Origin of the sequence: Cognataquiflexum nitidum, assembly GCF_022538055.1 — a bacterium.
Taxonomy (GTDB): Bacteria; Bacteroidota; Bacteroidia; order Cytophagales; family Cyclobacteriaceae; genus Cognataquiflexum; species Cognataquiflexum nitidum.
In genome coordinates, this window is the sequence record NZ_JAKZAM010000002.1 from 140,671 (window position 1) to 158,111 (window position 17,441).

The window sequence follows — 17,441 nt, forward strand, 5'->3', positions numbered from 1 at the left end:
TACTGAGCGGAGTCGAATTAACCAATAACCCTTAACCAATTCTATATTTTCTTCACCTTCAAAGAAGTTCCCTCAGTACTGATCACTTTGATTTTTTCACCCTGATCAATAAATTCTCCTCTGGAATAAGCATCATAAACTTCATCGTCGATGATGATTTTGCCGCTTGGCATCAATCGGGTGTTGGTAATTCCTTCTTTGCCCAAAAGACTGTTTTCATACACCGAAGAAGTGTAGCCCTCTGTCCGCTGTTGGGTCGTGGCTAAAGCAATGGTCCTGAATGCACCCCATTTATTTACCTTGGGTGCCAAAAAGAAAATCAACGTCAAAGCAGCGATGGCTGCCAGTATCACTGTCAGCAATGCCACAAACAAATCCCCTGCCGGAACAAATGAAAAATCCAAAGCATCATTTGGAATCATACCAAGGGTCAGTCCGGTAAGGATGCCGAGTATTCCCAGGATTCCAAAAATGCCAAATCCGGGAATCACAAAAATCTCCACCAACAGAAGAATAACGCCAACAATGAAAACAGCGATTTCCCAGTTTTCAGCCAATCCGCTGAGGTAATAAGGGATAAAGTAAAGAATAATAGCCGTAATTGAAGCTGCCAAAGGAAATCCAACTCCGGGCGTCTGCAATTCGAAATATATCCCTGCAAAGATGATGAGGATCAAAAATCCGCTTACGGCAGGATTTAAAAAGACAGAAATTATTGATTCGACTGTGGAAGTTGTTTGCTCGATGATCTCATAATCAAAAATGCCCTGCTTGGCGATGACCTCTTCGATAGAATCGACTTCACCTTCACAAAATCCGTTTTCAATTGCTTCAGAAACAGCAAATGTGATGACCGAGCCTTTTTCACTGATTCCTTCAATTTCGATTTCCTCATCTACCATTGCTTCAGCGATTTTGGGATTTCTACCTTTTGCTTCGGCAGTACTCCGCATCATGGAGCGCATATAGGATTGGTATTTGTCCGGTGCAGCTTCACCGCCGCCGCCCATCACCACAGTAGCTGCGCCGATACTTGCTCCGGGAGCCATATAAATGCTGTCGCAGGCGATGGAAATCAAAGCCCCTGCTGACGCTGCGTCTTTATTGATCCATACATGAACTGGGATTTCTGACTCGAGTATCATGGTCCGGATATCATCAGCATCATTGACAGCACCTCCGTAGGTATCCATTTCAATGATGACCATTGCAGCAGATTCTTCTTTGGCTTCTTCAAGAGCCAATTTTACCTTACGGTTCATCCGAGGATCAATGTTATCATCAATCTTAAAAACATATATTTTCCTTTTGGCTGAGGATAAATCCACTTGGCTAAATACTTCAGATGGCTGCAAAACAAAAATAAAGACCAACAAAATTGATGTTAAAAGGGATTTCATATCATTTGCTATTTGAGTTTTGAATATACCAATTATTCCCTTAACAGCCGCAAACACCAATTATATCATTGGTTTGTAGGGGAAATGAATTTTGACTTATTTTAAAGCCAAAACAATTCAAATATGATTAATAAATTCAGTTTATCAGTTCTGACAATTGCTTTCATTATTGCCTTTACATCCCTTCAGGCACAATCAGACCGGTGGCAGCAAAAAGTCAAATACATCATGGATATTTCCATGGATGTAGAGAAGAATACCTATAAGGGAACACAAAAATTACATTATACCAACAATTCGCCTGATACCCTGACAAGGGCATTTTACCATCTCTATTTCAATGCTTTTCAGCCAAACAGCATGATGGATGTCCGTTCACGTACCATTTCTGACCCGGATAGAAGGGTAATGGACAGAATCCAAAAGCTATCTCCTGCCGAAATCGGGATGCTGAAAGTAAATAGTCTAACCATGGATGGGAAAAATGTGGACTTTGAGCATGTGGAGACCATATTGGAAGTGAATTTAAACAAACCAATCCTTCCGGGACAGACGGTTGTTTTTGACATGGATTTTGAAGGGCAGGTACCCCTACAGGTAAGAAGGGCAGGCAGGGACAATGCCGAGGGAATCCGCTATTCCATGTCCCAATGGTACCCCAAAATGGCTGCTTATGATAGGAGAGGTTGGCATGCTAATCCATACGTCGGAAGGGAATTTTATGGAAACTTTGGGGATTTTGATGTGAAAATCACCATTGACAAAACATACATTCTCGGCGGTACCGGATACCTTCAAAATGCCAATCAGATCGGTCACGGGTATGAAGATGAAGGTGTGACTGTTCCTGTTGCAAAAGGAAAAAATCTCACGTGGCATTTCACAGCACCCAATGTCCATGATTTTATGTGGGCGGCTGATCCCAAGTATACCCACGAAAAAGTAAAAATGGAAGATGGGCCTATGGTTCATTTCCTCTATGTAAAAAATGACAAAACCCAAGAGAATTGGGCCAAACTCCAAGGATACACCGTGGATGCCATCCAATATATGAGCAATAATTTTGGGAAGTATCCCTATGAGCAATTCTCGGTGGTGCAGGGAGGCGACGGAGGTATGGAATACCCAATGTCGACTTTGATCACCGGGCATAGAGGACTTCAAAGTCTAGTTGGGGTGACAGTACATGAGCTCATTCACAGCTGGTATTATGGCGTTCTTGGGTTTAATGAATCTTCAGAACCTTGGTTGGATGAGGGATTTACCACTTGGGGAACAAGTGTGGTGATGGATGCTGTATTTAAAAAGGAAGATAATTTTGTGCAGAATGGAGCATATACTTCCTACTTCAGGTTAGCCAAAGCTGGATATGAAGAGCCCTTGACCACACATGGTGATCACTATAACCTCAATTCTGCTTATGGACCCGGTACTTATAACAAAGGAGCAGTTTTTGTGGAGCAGCTGGCATATGTTATCGGAAAGGAAAATTTTAACAAAGCCATGATTAGGCTATGGAATGATTGGAAATATATGCATCCAAATGGGCATGACGTCATCAGGGTGATGGAAAAAACAAGCGGATTGGAGTTGGATTGGTATTATGATTATTTCATCGCTTCCACAAAGACCATTGATTATGGTGTCAAATCCGTGGAAGCAGTAGACAACCAAACCAAGATAACTTTGGAAAGGGTGGGTTTAATGCCAATGCCATTGGATGTGGTGGTGACCTATACTGACGGTTCGCAAGAAATGATCTACTTGCCGTTGGTAATTCAAAGGGGCAATAAACCTGAAGAAAAAGGAATGCCTGTAAGGGCAATGACAGTTAGATGGCCTTGGACAAATTACACGCAGGATGTACAGCTTGATAGGCCTATTTCTTCCATCAAATCAATAGAAATAGATCCTAGTCTCAGATTGGCAGATATCAATAGGGCAAATAATAAATTGGATGTCAGTACTTTAATGGAAAAGAAATAACAAAAAAGCCTTCAAAAGAATCAACTTCTGAAGGCTTTTTTATCGGTCCAAAGAAATAAAAAAAGGTGTTGTTAGACACCTTTTTTTATTTTTTGAATTATCCTGCGTTTTTCTTCTCTTGAACTTCGGTACGGATTTCCTGTGCCAAGTTTTTAAGATCCTGCATTCCCTTTCTTACGCGGGTACCTGCAGCTTGATTGCCTTTGTCATAGAATTTTTCAAAATCTCCTTCAAGTCCAAGGACGAGATCTTTTAGTTCGCTAAATCTGCTCATATTAAAAGTCAGTTTTTAAGGTTGATGATAAGTTTATTTGTGCGGTCAATATAGCTAAATTGTTTATAAAACAACACAACAAAGCCCTTTTTTGCCTTTAATTATTCTCCAAATGACATCGCCATTTCAGTATTTCTGTAATAACCGCTTGTTAGTTTGTCTTTTACGGCTTCGAAGGCTGCAATTGTTTCATTTACGTCATCGATGGTATGCACAGCGGTAGGGATCAATCTGAGGATGATCATGCCTTTTGGAATTACGGGATAAATCACCACTGAACAGAAAATATTATAATTTTCTCTTAGATCTCTTGTCAAAGTAGCCGCTTCACCGACGGTTCCGTTAAGGACTACCGGAGTAACAGGGGAGTTTGATTTTCCTGTGCTGAATCCTTTTTCCTTCAATCCGTTTCTTAATGCATGGACGATTTTCCAAAGGTTTTCTTTCAATTCGGGTTTGGTTCTGATCAAATCCAATCTCTTCAAGGCTCCTTCTACCAAAAGCATCGGCAATGATTTGGCAAAAATCTGTGACCTCATATTGTATTTGAGGAATTGGATGACATGTTTTTCTCCGGCAATAAATGCTCCGATAGATGCCATTGACTTAGCAAAAGTGGAGAAATATAAATCTATCTGATCCTGCACACCTTGCTCTTCACCGGCACCTGCGCCTGTTTTACCCAAAGTTCCGAATCCGTGCGCATCGTCTACCAATAGTCTGAATTCATATTTTGCCTTCAAAGCTACGATATCAGCAAGCCTGCCTTGATCACCGGTCATTCCAAATACACCTTCTGTAATTACAAGTACGCCGCCACCGGTTTCTTCAGCAAGCTTGGTAGCCCGTTGCAGTTGCTTCTCGCAGCTTTCTATATCATTGTGTGGAAATACATATCTTTTTCCTAAATGCATCCTCAAGGCATCAATGATGCAGGCATGGCATTCGCTGTCATATACCACGACATCTTTTCTGTCCAAAATAGAATCGATGACAGACATGATACCCTGATATCCGTAATTGAGTAGGTAAGCACTTTCTTTGCCAACAAAAGCCGCAAGTTCTCTTTCCAACTGCTCGTGAAGGTCTGTTTGTCCCGACATCATTCTCGCGCCCATAGGATAAGCTGCTCCCCACTTTGCAGCAGCGTCTGCATCAGCTTTTCTCACTTCGGGATGGTTGGCGAGACCTAGGTAGTTATTTAGACTCCAGGTCAAGACTTCTTTTCCCTTAAATTTCATCCTGGGAGCAATTTCTCCTTCTAATTTTGGAAATGCGAAATAGCCTTCTGCAAGCTCAGAATGCTTGCCTAAAGGGCCAAGGTTGGTTTGTAATTTTGCGAATAAATCCAAGGCTAAATTCTTTTAGGTTTTACAAATTTGTGTATGGATATATCATCCATTAAATCGGGCAAAACTAACACAAATAGTCCAGCCTTGCAAAAATCCAATTCCAAATCAAATATTCTTTTACTAACTCACATTAATTTACTTACTTCGCAGCACAAGTTTTTTAAAAGAAATAAACCCAATTATGCATAAAATCAAGAAGCTTTTGGTCGCAAACCGGGGAGAAATAAGCCTTCGGATCATGCGAACAGCCAAAGAAATGGGTATAAAAACGGTTGCTGTGTATAGCGAAGCTGACCGTAATTCTCCCCACGTCAAATTTGCAGATGAAGCAGTCTGCCTCGGACCTCCGCCGTCTAAACAATCGTATCTTCTGGGCGACAAAATCATCGAAGTGAGCAAAGAGATGGGAGTGGATGCAATCCATCCCGGCTATGGCTTTTTGTCTGAGAATGCGGCTTTTGCCAAAAAAGTGACAGATGCTGGGATCATTTTTGTCGGGCCATCCCCCGAATCGATAGAGTTGATGGGTAGCAAACTTGCAGCCAAAAATGCAGTTTTGAAATACGGAATACCAATGGTACCGGGTACGGACCATGCCATCAGTGACATTCCTGCGGCAAAACAAAAAGCCAAAGAAGTAGGCTACCCCATTTTGATCAAAGCAAGCGCGGGAGGTGGTGGCAAGGGCATGCGGATCGTAGAAGAGGAATCGGAATTTGAAGAACAGATGCTCCGCGCTATATCTGAAGCTCAATCCTCCTTTGGAGATGGGGCTGTATTTATAGAAAAGTATATTACCTCACCCCGACATATAGAAATACAGGTCTTGGGAGACCAATACGGCGATGTCGTTTATTTATTTGAAAGAGAGTGTTCTATCCAAAGAAGACATCAAAAGGTAATAGAAGAAGCACCATCGGCAGTTGTTTCTCCTGAGATGAGAAAGGCCATGGGAGAAGCGGCCGTCTTGGTAGCCAAAGCATGTGATTATTATGGAGCGGGCACAGTAGAATTTATAGTAGACGAAAACCTCGATTTTTATTTCCTTGAAATGAATACAAGACTTCAAGTCGAGCATCCTGTGACAGAAATGATTACAGGGAAAGACTTGGTGCAAGAACAAATCTGGGTGGCTGAGGGAAAACCCCTTTCTTTTAAACAAGAAGATTTGAAAATCAATGGTCACTCTCTTGAGGTTAGGGTCTATGCTGAAGATCCAAGGAATAGTTTTCTCCCAGATATAGGTATACTTCAAACTTATATCAGGCCACAAGGCCCCGGCATACGCGTCGACGATGGATTCGAAGAAGGTATGGCTATTCCTATTTATTATGATCCAATGATAGCCAAACTGATTGTCCATGACGAGAGCAGGGAAAAGGCAATTCAAAGAATGGTCAGGGCGATAGATGACTATCAGGTTACTGGCATTGAGACTACTTTGGGATTTTGTCGGTTTGTATTGGAGCATCATGCATTTAAATCAGGCGGTTTTGACACCAAGTTTGTTGAGAAATACTTTTCTCCGGACAAGTTAGACATCCAATGGAATGATGAGGAACTGATTTTATTGGCAGGCTTGGCAATAGAAATTTTTGATAAAAATAAGTCCAGCCTTAAAGATTCCCAAAGCAGCCAATTGGCAGGAAGCAAAACAAACTGGAAAAACAGGTTGATCTGATGGCTGAAATTCTACCGATTAAGGCCTGGCGTTACCAAGAAAGTTTCAAAGACAGGATGGAGGATTTGATCTCTCCATTGTTTGATGTTGTTTCCAAAAAGCAAAGGCAGGCTCTATATGAAAACCCTTTCAACAGTATTCACCTTTCTGTTCCTTTGGGGGAGCATCCAGCCCTTTCGGCCAAAGTGATCCTTGAAAAATGGAAACAGGAAGGAGTGATTTTCCAGGATCAAATACCCGGAATCTATGTTTATTACCAATATTTCAAGTTGCCCGGGGAAGAAAAAGAATCCTGCAGAAAAGGTTTTATCGCCCAGATCAAAGCGTACGACTGGCATGAAGCTGTGGTGCTACGCCATGAAAATACCATCCCCAAGTCTGTCGATGACAGGGTGGAAATGTTAAAATCCACGCAGTTTCAGCCAAGTCCTACCCACGGACTATATGAAGACCCGATGCATCTGCTTGAACCCTACTTGGATGAAGCGATTGAGGACCCGATCTATGATGTGGAAGATTACCAAGGGGTAAGGGAGGTTTTGTCTGTGATTCATGACCTTCCCACCATCAGGGTTTTCTTAGAATTGATCGAGTCAAAATCCATTATTCTTGCAGATGGGCATCATCGGTATGAGGCGGCGATTAAATACAGAAATGAAATGATTGCTTCAAATCCCAATCATCGAGGGGATGAAGCATATAATTACCATTTGATGTATTTTACCAATGCACATTCCAAGGACTTAAGAATCCTTCCTACTCACCGCTTATTCAGAGGAAATCTATCCTCAGAAAATGAAATTTTAAAAAAAGCAGATGAGTGGTTTACTATTAAAAAAGTATTTGACTCGGATGAGATTTCTGAATTGATCCTGCATAAGCAGTGGGCATTTGGCTTGGTGTTCAAAGATAGCGCTTACAAAATCAGGCTTAGACCTGAAAAATTCAAGGAATTTGATTTGGACCTTCCAGATGTGGTCAAGTCGGTAGATTTGATGGTCTTGCATTACTTTTTCATTCAGAAGTTATTGGGGATAGATATGGAATCCCAAAGGTTTTCAGACAACATTGAGTATGAGCGCAACCTGCGAAAATGTATAGGAAGGGTGGGAGAGGGTTCTGCGGATTTTGCAGTGATAACCAAAGAGGTTTCAATGACCCAAGTATTGGAAGTTTGTAAAACGGGATTTATGATGCCCCAAAAGTCCACCTATTTCTATCCAAAAACAGTATCAGGTCTACTGTTTGCTTCTGTTGATGAACAGGAATTCAAATTTCCATACCAAGCATTTCGGCCATGATAGACTTAGGTAACAAAAAGCTTATTCTCGCTTCCCAATCCCCAAGGAGAAAAGAACTCTTAAAGGGATTGGGCTTTGATTTTGAGGTTCGGATCAAAGATACCAATGAGGATTTCCCTCTGAATCTTGATACATCCGAAGTTGCGGGATTTTTGTCGGTAAAGAAAGCAACAGCTTTTGTTCACGAAATAGGTCCAAATGAAATCGTTTTAACCTCAGACACCGTGGTGATTCTTGATGGAGAGATTTTGGGAAAACCCTCAAATCAAGAAGAAGCTTTTGAAATGCTTTCCGGACTATCAGGAAAAATGCATTTGGTTACAACAGGGATTACTTTTTTGACCTTGGAAAAAGAAATAACCCTTTCGGATACAGCAAAAGTGTTTTTCAAGACCTTGTCAAAATCTGAGATTGAATACTACATAACCAATTTTAAGCCTTTTGACAAAGCCGGAGGATATGGGATTCAGGAATGGATTGGATTTGTCGGGGTTGAAAAAATCGAAGGCTCCTATTTTACTGTTATGGGTTTGCCTATCCACCTCGTGTACGATGTGTTGAAAAAGTGGTAAAAAAAACTCCCACAAATGATGTCTGCGGGAGTTAAGTAGTTATGGAAAATGAAGTAATTATTTCTTAGCAGGCGTCAATTCGGCCTTGTCAACTTTCTTGACAGGATCATTGTCTTTTAGTTGTTTGGAAACAACAAAGTATGGGCCTGAGATGATTTCTTGACCTTCTTTTAAGCCTTCCAAAACTTCAATATTGTCAAAGTCAGAGATGCCAGTCTTGATTTCAGTCAGTTTTGCCCTGTTGTTTTCGATGATAAATACCAACTCTTTTGCTTTGGTTCCTTCAGGATTTTTGGCAGTAGAATCTTCTCTAGTAGTCACTGCGGCCAAAGGAACAGCAAGAACATTGTCCTTCTTTTGGGTAATGATATCCACACTTGCGGTCATCCCCGGACGAAATGGGTATTTCATTTTTTCTGTAATCAAGTCTGCATAAGATTCATTCAGTATTCTTATTTTGACTTCAAATTCAGTTACTGCATCTACACTTGCCTTGGTGTTTGCTGAGTTGGCAATGGAAGTGACCACACCCTTGAATTTTTTGCCTGCAAAAGAATAGGAATCCACATCAATGATGGTTGTATCTCCTTTGCTGATCCTGACGATGTCATTTTCGTTGACATTGACGCGGACTTCCATTTTGTTTAAATCTGCTAGTCTCAACATTTCAGTGCCGGCCATTTGCTGTGTTCCGACTACCCTTTCGCCCTTTTCAACCAAAAGTTGGGACACTACACCGCTGAAAGGTGAATATACGTTGGTCAACCTCAAATTTTCTGAAGCTTCACTGACTGTTGCTTGTGAACTTTTAACAATGAATTCTGCTGCAATAACGGATTGCTTTGCTGCATCAAGGTCATTTTGGGCAGTCAGGTAAGTTGATTGGATCTGCTCCCAATCTGCATCTGAAATGACCTTGTCTTTGTGTAGTTTTTCGTTTCTTTTAAATTCTAACTCAGCCCTCACATATTGGGCCTCAGATCTCTTGAGGTTTGCTCTAGATTGGGCCAAGTTGGCCATATTTTGATTAAGATTTGCCTTTGCCCTGTCAAGTGCTGATATGAAGTTATCAGGTCTGATTTTGACCAAGAGGTCTCCGATTTTGACAGAATCACCTTCCAACACATTGAGCTCGATGATTTCACCCGCCACATCCGGACTGAGTTTTACTTCTGTTTCGGGTTCTATAATACCTGAAGCACTTACTTTCTCAATGATAGATACTTTGGATACTTTAGAAGTTTCCACATTGGTTTCTTTTTCACCACCGATCCATCCTGCTTGCCGTCCGATGATAGCGAATATGATGACTACAGCCAGAACTCCTAAAAGGATATAAATAAGCTTATTTGACTTTTTCTTTGCCATTTTGATTTTGGTATTTTATTAAAGTTTGAGTGGGTTTCCTAGGTAAAAATCCAAGACTTTTACCCTAAATATGTATGTGTACTTGGCAGTAACTAAGTCTGCCTGTGCATTAAAGAAATTATTTTGTGCTAATTGAAAATCCGCAAAATTGATAGCTCCTGCATCAAATCTTTGTTGGGATATCCTAAAAGACTCCTGCAATGAGGCCACCCTGACCAAAGAAGCCTGATAAGATTGTCTTGCTGCAAATGCACTTGTGTAAGCACTTTCAATATCCTGTCTGAGTTGGTTCACAGTTTCTACCTCCTGAATTTCACTTAACCTCTTTTGAAGTCTTGCCCTTTGTACATTCGCCCTGTTTCTCATGTTGGAAAGAATAGGGATGTTCAACTGGAAATTTCCTGAATAAGAAAAGTTATTTCCGATTTGGGTACTAAAATCATCTCGGATACCTGAGAAGCTAGCTTGGTCAACATAGTTAGAAAAACCACTTCCTCCGACTCCTATAGTGGGGAAATAACCTCCTTGTGCAATTCTAACACCTATTTCCGCACTTTCTACACCCAATTCAGCAGATTTGATTTCAGGCATCAAAGCAAGGGCACTTTCAAAAACTTCATTAACTTCTTTATCAGCCATGGAATAGTCATCGGCTTCCAATTCAGGAATGACAATATTGAAGTTGTCATTAAACGGAATCTGCATTGATTGAGATAGGTTTAGTTTTGCTATTCTCAGATTGTTTGTGGCGTTGATTACTTCAAGTTCATTGGTGGCGTTTTGTGCCTGAATGTCCAGTTTGTTTGCCAAAGGAAGTGAACCTGCATCTACCAATTTGGTAGTGTTTGCCAATTGCTCCTGTGTACTTGCCAATTGGTTTTGGGCAATTTTAAGTTGCTCAGAGTTGAAAACCACATTGATAAAGAAATTGATCACATTTAACGTGATGGTATTTTCTGTTGCCAAGACGTTAAACTGTGCCGCTTCAATGTCTATCTTGTTTTGCTGAATCGAATTGGTAATCTGTTGTCCTGCAAACAAGGTGAGGTTTGAATTGGTAAATAGGTTGATGTTTCCGATCCTGTTGTTTTCAAACAAGTTGGTTACCGGGTTAATGGAACGGCCCCACCTGTAACCTGTACTTGCACCTGTTGACCACGTGGGGATTCTTTGTCCACGGTTTCCGATCAGATTAGCTTCAGAAATACCAAGGTTTGCCTGACTTCTCTGAAGGGTCAGGTTATTTTCCAGTGCGATTTCAATACATGTTTCAAGATCTAATCTACTGAAATCTACATCTTGGGCATAAACGTTGGAAAATGTAAGCAGTAAAAAAGCAACTGCCGTGAGATAATATTTTTTCATCATGGGTTAATCAATATCAGGTATGTAAATTAATTCTTTGATCCAAGTAAGGCTTTTCAGGTATTCTATGGTTGTTGATCTGATGCCGCTGTCCATTTCAATCACATGGCAGGCTATGTCATTTTTTCCTTTTCTGGAAACGGACATCGTGGCAATATTTGTTTTTTCTTGCGCAATAACACTTGAAATGAAGGCAATTGCACCTGAAACATCTTCAGCTTTGATGATCAAAGTATGGGATTGAGTCGAGAAGTTTGCATTAAATCCATCAATTTCTGCAATATTGATCACACCGCCACCTAGACTTTCTCCAATTACTTCAACTTTCCTGTCTCCCTTGGTAAGGTTTAGTTTGATGGTATTGGGATGGTAAACAGAGGCATTACCAATGGACTTAAAGCTGAATTGCAAACCTTTCTCCAGGGCTAGATCAAATGAAAGCTTTATGTTAGCGTCATCGGTTTTGAAATCAAGTAAACCTGCTATGATGGCTTTGTCACTTCCGTGACCTTCGTACGTCCTTGCAAATGAATTGTAAAAAGTGATGGTTGCATAATCAGGAATACCCCCGAGTACTCGTATGGCTGCCCTTGCTATTCGGACTACACCGGCCGTGTGGGATGAGGATGGACCTATCATTACCGGACCTATCATATCAAAAATACCACTTTTTGTTCCCATGGAAAAATCAAGTTTCAATTAGCATGCTAAAGTAAGAAGGTTTTTAATTTGAAAAAGAAATTTTCAGGAAGTTTGCCTTTATTAAGGATTAAATCATCATTATTTAATTATTTTTAACGCTTCTTAATAATTACAAAAATCTATTTTGTTCAAGAATGAACAGTGGTATGGTCGGATTTGATACAGTTTTTCTTTACAAAAACCAAGATGGGTCTTGGTCGGATGGTGCAGATGAATTTCACAATCGGGGATTTTTATTTGGAGATGGACTTTTTGAGACAATGGTTTTTGTAAAAGGTAGAATCAGGTTTGCTAATCAACATAGTGACAGGCTTGTTTCTGGCATGAGGATTTTGTATTTGGAGGAAAATGGGCTTTCGGAATTAAGTGAAATAGAAGTTCTCCTCAATGAAATATGGGGGGATAAAAAAAGCCTGCGTGTAAGATGGAATGTTTACAGGGCTGGTTCGGGAAAATACACACCTGAAACCAATACAGTCATCGAAAGTCTCCAAATCCATACTTTCCAACCTGCGCCAAAGCTGAAAGAAAAAGCCTGTTTCAGTCAAAATATCCATATCCATAAAACTCCTTGGAGCCATTGTAAGACATTAAGTGCCTTGCCCTATGTCATGGCCAATCAGGAAAGGAAGTCCAAAGGATTAGACGAAGTCATATTGACTACACCTGATGGGTTTATCTGCGAAGCAGGGGCTGCCAATTTATTTTGGGTAAAGAGCGGCCATTATTTCACGCCTTCTTTGGATTCGGGGTGTATTGCAGGTGTCGGTAGAAGTATGATTCTTGATTACCTGAGAGAAAACAACATTCCCTTTTCAGAAGGGCTGTTTAAAATGGAAGATTTGCTAAAGGCAGATCAAATATTGACTACCAACGTGACGGGTATCAGCTATCTCCAATCATTTGAAAACAAAGACTTTAACGCCAATAGAGAAAAAGGTTTGGATTCAATCTTTGAACTGAATTAATCCGGATTTTTTTAACTTCTCAAATAGCAACTGCAGCCTTGATATGTGGATGTGGATCGTAATTAAGCAATTCAAAATCCTCATATTCAAAGGCAAAAATATCCTTCACATTCGGATTGATTTTCATAGTTGGAAGTGGACGCAATTCCCTGCTTAGTTGCAGGTGGGCTTGCTCGAGGTGATTGCTGTAAAGATGTGCATCTCCAAAAGTATGGACAAATTCTCCCGGCTCAAGGTCACAGACCTGAGCGACCATCATTGTAAATAATGCGTAAGAGGCAATGTTGAAAGGAACTCCCAAAAACACATCAGCACTTCTTTGATAGAGTTGGCATGAAAGCTTTCCTTCCGCTACATAGAATTGAAATAATGTATGGCAGGGAGGAAGCGCCATATTATCCACATCTGCCACATTCCAAGCACTTACGATATGCCTACGGCTGTCAGGCTTGGTTTTGATCTGATGGATCAGATTTTTGATCTGATCGATTTCCCCACCCTTGCCATCAGGCCAATGTCTCCACTGATATCCATACACAGGTCCCAAATCTCCATTTTCATCTGCCCATTCATCCCATATACTGACTTTGTTTTCGTTAAGGTACTTGATGTTGCTGTCGCCTTTGAGAAACCATAGCAGCTCGATGATAATGGATCGGAGGTGGAGCTTTTTGGTGGTGACCACAGGAAACCCATCTGCAAGATTGAATCGCATCTGATGACCAAAAACACTGATCGTTCCTGTTCCTGTTCGGTCTGTTTTTTTGACACCTTTATCCAAAATGTGCTGCATCAAATCATGGTATTGCTTCATAGTCAAAGAGGGGATTTTTCTTGGGGCAAGATAGGAAGATATGTAAAATTAGGAAAGGAGGATTTTGCTTTTAATTGTAGGAATTGAATTTTGGTCTTTATCGGTTTGTTTTTTTGCAAAATCATAACAGTACCCAACGATCTAAAAAGATTATTTGGAACAATTACTTTTTTTGATGTGTAAACAAAATCAAGGGTAACCTGTATCTTTCAGGGGCATTATGTTTACAAAAAAGAAATCATTTTGGTTTTTGGGATTAGCAGTGTTATTGACATTGGTAATCGTGGTATATAGGCCGGTGGTCAAATTTGACTATGATTTTGAAAGTTTTTTTCCACATGAGGATGAGGAATTGGCCTTTTACCAGGAATTCAGAAGCAAGTTTGAAAATGACAATGATTACCTACTGATAGCACTTGGAAGGAATCCGGATGTTTTTGATTCCACTTTTTTAACAACTGCAAATTTTCTGAATGAAAGCCTCAGACAACTTGACAAAGTGGAGAGTACACTTTCTCTTCTTGATTTGGAGGAACCTATTGTCAATCCCTTCGGCATCAGGTACCGAAAAGTGATGGAATGGGACAATTTGAATAAAATTGATTTTTCCAAGAGAACAATTTTGGGGTCAAATCAATGGAGGGGAAACCTGATCAGTGATTCAGGCAATTTCCTTTTGATCATTTTGAAAAACAAGCAAAGGATCAGCAAAGAGGAGGGGGATGAATTGTATCAGGAAATAGAAAGTATCGTTGCCAACTCAGGAATCAGTGAGTATCATTTGGCAGGAAAAATCAGGGCTCAGGGTGAATTTGTGCAGTTGATGCAAGAGGAGTTTACCTTCTTTTTGGGGATTTCGGTTCTCTTGATTGTATTTCTACTGATTGTAATATTCAGAACATGGTGGGGTGTTTTGATACCTTTAACCGTCCTCGTATTTGGAATTCTTTGGACTATAGCTTTGTCCCTCTATTTTGGACAGCCATTGGACGTGATGTCTGTGATGCAGCCAACAATTCTTTCAGTAGTTGGATTGGCAGCATTGATTCATTTTTTCAATCATTACCTGACTCAGACAAGAAATGGGCATCCAACTGAAGAAGCCATCAGGTTGTCATTTTCCGAATTGGCATCAGCGGTTTTTTTGACATGCTTTACTACTTCTTTGGGTTTTGTATCACTTTTTTTTACAAATATTCCAACTTTAAAATTTTTCGGACTCTACACAGGCATTGGGGTAATGATGATGTTTTTGGCGGTGATTTTGGTTGCCCCCGGTATGTTATATTTGTTATCTCCTTCCAAAGTTTCTGAAAATAATTCATTTTCTAACCTTTGGGGTAAAGGAATGAGACAATCTTTTTTAATGACTTTATCACACACAAAATCCATTTTGGGAGCATTTATATTGATTACATTGATGTCGGGTTATGGGTTATTTGAGCTAAAAGTCAATGGATATATATTGGATGATTTGCCTGAAAGCAATTCCCTAATAACCGAATTTAGTTTTTTTGACAGGGAGTTTGGAGGATCAAAGCCCCTGGAGTTTTCCCTGAAAAGCGGACCCGAAGCGGAGCACTTGATGCAATATGAGGTATTGAAAGAACAGGAAAAAGTAGAAGTTTTTGTGAGGAATATTTTTGGGGCATCTTCGATTGTTTCCCCTTTGACCCTGTCCAAGAGCTTAAACAAAGCACTGAATTCCGGTAATGAAAATGCTTTTTCTACGCCATCATTGGGACAAGTTCGCCGGATGGAACCGTACATTTCAAGGGTAATTGAAAGTGCACCTGTTAGGGTTTTGACGTCAGATCTGAAGAATGGAAGACTTTCAGCCAGGACTGAAGATATGGGAAGCCTTATTTCTTCAGATATGAAAAACCGCTTTTTAAAGTTTTTAAATGAGGAAATCAATCCCGATCTCCTACAAGTAAGGATTACCGGAACTTCCCATCTTATTGATTTGAGCCATGAAAGCGTCACACGGCAAATGGCAAAAGGTTTGGTTTTTGCTTTTTCGATTGTGGCTTTGATTGTTGGATTTTTGTTTAGGTCATGGAAAATTGCTTTTGTAACCATAATTCCCAATATCATTCCGCTGCTATGGGTGTGCGGGTTAATGTTTGTTTTTGGGATTGAATTGAAGCTTACCACTGCTATCATTTTTACTGTGGCGTTTGGCATCGCTGTAGACGATACCATTCATTTCATGGCAAAGCTGAAAATGGAAATTGAAAAAGGAAAATCATGGTTATATGCCATCAAAAGAGCCTATTTGGAAACGGGAAAAGCTATCATCCTTACGACAATTGTTTTGGTTTCCGGCTTTTCAATATTGACTTTGAGTCAATTTGGAGTGACATTTTATTCCGGATTACTGATTGGGATGGCCTTGGTTTTTGCTTTAATAGCAGATTTGGTTTTACTTCCGTTATTATTGGTTTTTTTGATAAGACCGGGCAAATAAAGCTTATTCCTCGATATCAGATTTAATTTTCTTGATAGTTTTGTCTAAAGAAAAAACAGCGGAAATAGGATAATGATCCGAATAATCTACTTCTGAGTGGGTTTTAAAATCTAAAATTTCCAGCGCATCATCAAAAAAGACATTGTCAATTCTCAGGAAAAAAAGGACTTTGTTATAGGTAAAGCCAAAACCTTTTCCAGCTTTCTCGAAGCCGTTATTCATAATATTTCGGAGGGTGAAATAGGTGTAACTGTAAGGAACGTCATTGAAGTCACCGACTAGAATATTGGCATAGGGACTGTTTTCCATGTGGTCCATTAGGATTTCCAATTGGGTAGCCCTTGTGACCTGTCCTCTTTTAAGTTTCCGCAGAGTTTGCCGGTAATTTTCTTTTATTCCTTCAAAATCCCCTAACTCTGCAGAAGGAATATTCATGGATTCAAGATGGGCGTTATAGATTCTGAAGGTATCTTTTTCAACTTTGATATCGGCAAAAATTATCCCATTTGTACTTCTAGAATCCAGTACTATACCTTCATTCACAATGGGATATTTGCTAAAAATAGCCATCCCAAAGGTACTTGATCTCTGATTTCCCTGGATGACCTGATAAAAATGATTGTAGCCAGTTTCTTTCCCGAGCTGTTTGATGGTATTCCTAGAGGGTGTGGTGGGGTCTTGGTAAAACTCCTGAAAACACTTGATGTCTGAGGGATTTTCTTTGATCCATTGTATCAGGTTCTTTGAGGTTCTGTTTTTGTCATCTTCTTTATTATAACTAAACATATGGACATTATAGCTTAGCACTGAAAGACCTTTTTTTGGTTCAGGATCGGTTCTAAACTGAAAAGTAACTCCAACGTATTTCCAGCCAATTAACAATGCAATCAAAGGAAGTAATGCCAGTTTTCTTTTTGAAAAAACAAGCGCAATGAATAAAAACCCGTTGATGACCAGCAAAATTGGAATGGTGAGGGTGGCCAAACCGACGTACGGAAAATATTCAGGAGAAATGTATACACTAAAAAACAAAGCCAATGAAACCAAAAAAAAGAAGGAAGTAAGAAATCTTATCATTGGCCTGAGTAATTATTTTTCATAAAAATAAATTGAATTCAATCCTATTCCAAGTGGACAGGGGTATAGAAGTAAACGTCCTAAATCAAGAACTGCTTTTTCTATACCCCC

Annotated in this window: 14 protein-coding genes; 6 read left to right on the top strand and 8 right to left on the bottom strand. The window is 40.0% G+C overall.

Translation table 11 applies throughout. The annotated features are described in order from the left end of the window. Nucleotides 1-41: 41 nt before the first annotated feature. The gene (locus MMU07_RS01825; RefSeq protein ID WP_241124124.1) at nucleotides 42-1,400 is read right to left on the bottom strand and encodes an NfeD family protein; all 1,359 of its coding nucleotides are present in this window, start codon (nucleotides 1,398-1,400) and stop codon (nucleotides 42-44) included. A gap of 123 nt (nucleotides 1,401-1,523) precedes the next feature. Here MMU07_RS01825 and MMU07_RS01830 point away from each other — a divergent pair, with 123 nt between their 5' ends. After that, nucleotides 1,524-3,386 carry a M1 family metallopeptidase gene (locus MMU07_RS01830; protein ID WP_241124125.1) on the top strand — a complete coding sequence of 621 codons (1,863 nt, stop codon included), beginning with the start codon at nucleotides 1,524-1,526 and terminating at the stop codon, nucleotides 3,384-3,386. A 97-nt stretch (nucleotides 3,387-3,483) separates the two neighbouring features. Here the strand turns inward: MMU07_RS01830 and MMU07_RS01835 are convergent, their stop codons facing one another. Then, nucleotides 3,484-3,660 carry a histone H1 gene (locus MMU07_RS01835; RefSeq protein ID WP_241124126.1) on the bottom strand — a complete coding sequence of 59 codons (177 nt, stop codon included), beginning with the start codon at nucleotides 3,658-3,660 and terminating at the stop codon, nucleotides 3,484-3,486. Between the two features lie 101 nt (nucleotides 3,661-3,761). Continuing rightward, nucleotides 3,762-5,012 carry an aminotransferase class I/II-fold pyridoxal phosphate-dependent enzyme gene (locus MMU07_RS01840; RefSeq protein ID WP_241124127.1) on the bottom strand — a complete coding sequence of 417 codons (1,251 nt, stop codon included), beginning with the start codon at nucleotides 5,010-5,012 and terminating at the stop codon, nucleotides 3,762-3,764. 181 nt (nucleotides 5,013-5,193) lie between these two features. On the opposite strand from MMU07_RS01840, the gene accC reads away from it, so the two are divergent. The 3 genes from accC to MMU07_RS01855 are packed head-to-tail and all read left to right on the top strand — an operon-like array spanning nucleotide 5,194 to nucleotide 8,566. Then, the gene (accC, locus tag MMU07_RS01845) at nucleotides 5,194-6,693 is read left to right on the top strand and encodes an acetyl-CoA carboxylase biotin carboxylase subunit (protein WP_241124128.1); all 1,500 of its coding nucleotides are present in this window, start codon (nucleotides 5,194-5,196) and stop codon (nucleotides 6,691-6,693) included. Continuing rightward, nucleotides 6,693-7,994, top strand: a complete 1,302-nt coding sequence (locus MMU07_RS01850; RefSeq protein ID WP_241124129.1) for a DUF1015 domain-containing protein — start codon at nucleotides 6,693-6,695, stop codon at nucleotides 7,992-7,994. The genes accC and MMU07_RS01850 overlap by 1 nt, the downstream gene beginning before the upstream one ends. Then, a complete protein-coding gene (locus tag MMU07_RS01855) occupies nucleotides 7,991-8,566 on the top strand; it encodes a Maf family nucleotide pyrophosphatase (protein WP_241124130.1) in 576 nt (191 codons plus the stop codon). Before MMU07_RS01850 ends, MMU07_RS01855 begins: the two co-directional genes overlap by 4 nt. A 57-nt stretch (nucleotides 8,567-8,623) precedes the next feature. Here the strand turns inward: MMU07_RS01855 and MMU07_RS01860 are convergent, their stop codons facing one another. From MMU07_RS01860 to sdaAB, 3 genes are read right to left on the bottom strand one after another with little or no spacing between them, the layout of a single operon-like run. Then, nucleotides 8,624-9,934, bottom strand: coding sequence for an efflux RND transporter periplasmic adaptor subunit (locus tag MMU07_RS01860; protein ID WP_241124131.1), 1,311 nt, complete (start codon nucleotides 9,932-9,934; stop codon nucleotides 8,624-8,626). Nucleotides 9,935-9,952: 18 nt separating this feature from the next. Continuing rightward, nucleotides 9,953-11,299: a TolC family protein gene (locus tag MMU07_RS01865; RefSeq protein ID WP_241124220.1), complete on the bottom strand. Its 1,347-nt coding sequence runs from the start codon at nucleotides 11,297-11,299 to the stop codon at nucleotides 9,953-9,955. A gap of 6 nt (nucleotides 11,300-11,305) precedes the next feature. After that, nucleotides 11,306-11,980: an L-serine ammonia-lyase, iron-sulfur-dependent subunit beta gene (gene sdaAB, locus MMU07_RS01870; RefSeq protein WP_241124132.1), complete on the bottom strand. Its 675-nt coding sequence runs from the start codon at nucleotides 11,978-11,980 to the stop codon at nucleotides 11,306-11,308. Between the two features lie 155 nt (nucleotides 11,981-12,135). Here sdaAB and MMU07_RS01875 point away from each other — a divergent pair, with 155 nt between their 5' ends. Beyond that, nucleotides 12,136-12,969 carry an aminotransferase class IV gene (locus MMU07_RS01875; protein WP_241124133.1) on the top strand — a complete coding sequence of 278 codons (834 nt, stop codon included), beginning with the start codon at nucleotides 12,136-12,138 and terminating at the stop codon, nucleotides 12,967-12,969. Nucleotides 12,970-12,988: 19 nt separating this feature from the next. On the opposite strand, the gene MMU07_RS01880 is transcribed toward MMU07_RS01875, so the two are convergent. Then, the gene (locus MMU07_RS01880) at nucleotides 12,989-13,783 is read right to left on the bottom strand and encodes a thymidylate synthase (protein ID WP_241124134.1); all 795 of its coding nucleotides are present in this window, start codon (nucleotides 13,781-13,783) and stop codon (nucleotides 12,989-12,991) included. A 250-nt stretch (nucleotides 13,784-14,033) separates the two neighbouring features. On the opposite strand from MMU07_RS01880, the gene MMU07_RS01885 reads away from it, so the two are divergent. Beyond that, a complete protein-coding gene (locus MMU07_RS01885) occupies nucleotides 14,034-16,253 on the top strand; it encodes an efflux RND transporter permease subunit (RefSeq protein ID WP_241124135.1) in 2,220 nt (739 codons plus the stop codon). Nucleotides 16,254-16,256: 3 nt separating this feature from the next. Here MMU07_RS01885 and MMU07_RS01890 read toward each other — a convergent pair whose 3' ends face one another. After that, complete coding sequence (locus MMU07_RS01890) at nucleotides 16,257-17,330, bottom strand: endonuclease/exonuclease/phosphatase family protein (RefSeq protein ID WP_241124136.1); 1,074 nt, start codon at nucleotides 17,328-17,330, stop codon at nucleotides 16,257-16,259. Between the last annotated feature and the right edge of the window lie 111 nt (nucleotides 17,331-17,441).

Excerpts from the sequence above, each read along its gene's own strand:
- MMU07_RS01825 (WP_241124124.1), bottom strand. The coding sequence starts at position 1,400 with ATGAAATCCCTTTTAACATCAATTTTGTTGGTCTTTATTTTTGTTTTG.
- MMU07_RS01830 (WP_241124125.1), top strand. The coding sequence starts at position 1,524 with ATGATTAATAAATTCAGTTTATCAGTTCTGACAATTGCTTTCATTATT.
- MMU07_RS01835 (WP_241124126.1), bottom strand. The coding sequence starts at position 3,660 with ATGAGCAGATTTAGCGAACTAAAAGATCTCGTCCTTGGACTTGAAGGA.
- accC (WP_241124128.1), top strand. The coding sequence starts at position 5,194 with ATGCATAAAATCAAGAAGCTTTTGGTCGCAAACCGGGGAGAAATAAGC.
- MMU07_RS01850 (WP_241124129.1), top strand. The coding sequence starts at position 6,693 with ATGGCTGAAATTCTACCGATTAAGGCCTGGCGTTACCAAGAAAGTTTC.
- MMU07_RS01855 (WP_241124130.1), top strand. The coding sequence starts at position 7,991 with ATGATAGACTTAGGTAACAAAAAGCTTATTCTCGCTTCCCAATCCCCA.
- MMU07_RS01860 (WP_241124131.1), bottom strand. The coding sequence starts at position 9,934 with ATGGCAAAGAAAAAGTCAAATAAGCTTATTTATATCCTTTTAGGAGTT.
- MMU07_RS01865 (WP_241124220.1), bottom strand. The coding sequence starts at position 11,299 with ATGAAAAAATATTATCTCACGGCAGTTGCTTTTTTACTGCTTACATTT.
- sdaAB (WP_241124132.1), bottom strand. The coding sequence starts at position 11,980 with ATGGGAACAAAAAGTGGTATTTTTGATATGATAGGTCCGGTAATGATA.
- MMU07_RS01875 (WP_241124133.1), top strand. The coding sequence starts at position 12,136 with ATGAACAGTGGTATGGTCGGATTTGATACAGTTTTTCTTTACAAAAAC.
- MMU07_RS01880 (WP_241124134.1), bottom strand. The coding sequence starts at position 13,783 with ATGAAGCAATACCATGATTTGATGCAGCACATTTTGGATAAAGGTGTC.
- MMU07_RS01890 (WP_241124136.1), bottom strand. The coding sequence starts at position 17,330 with ATGATAAGATTTCTTACTTCCTTCTTTTTTTTGGTTTCATTGGCTTTG.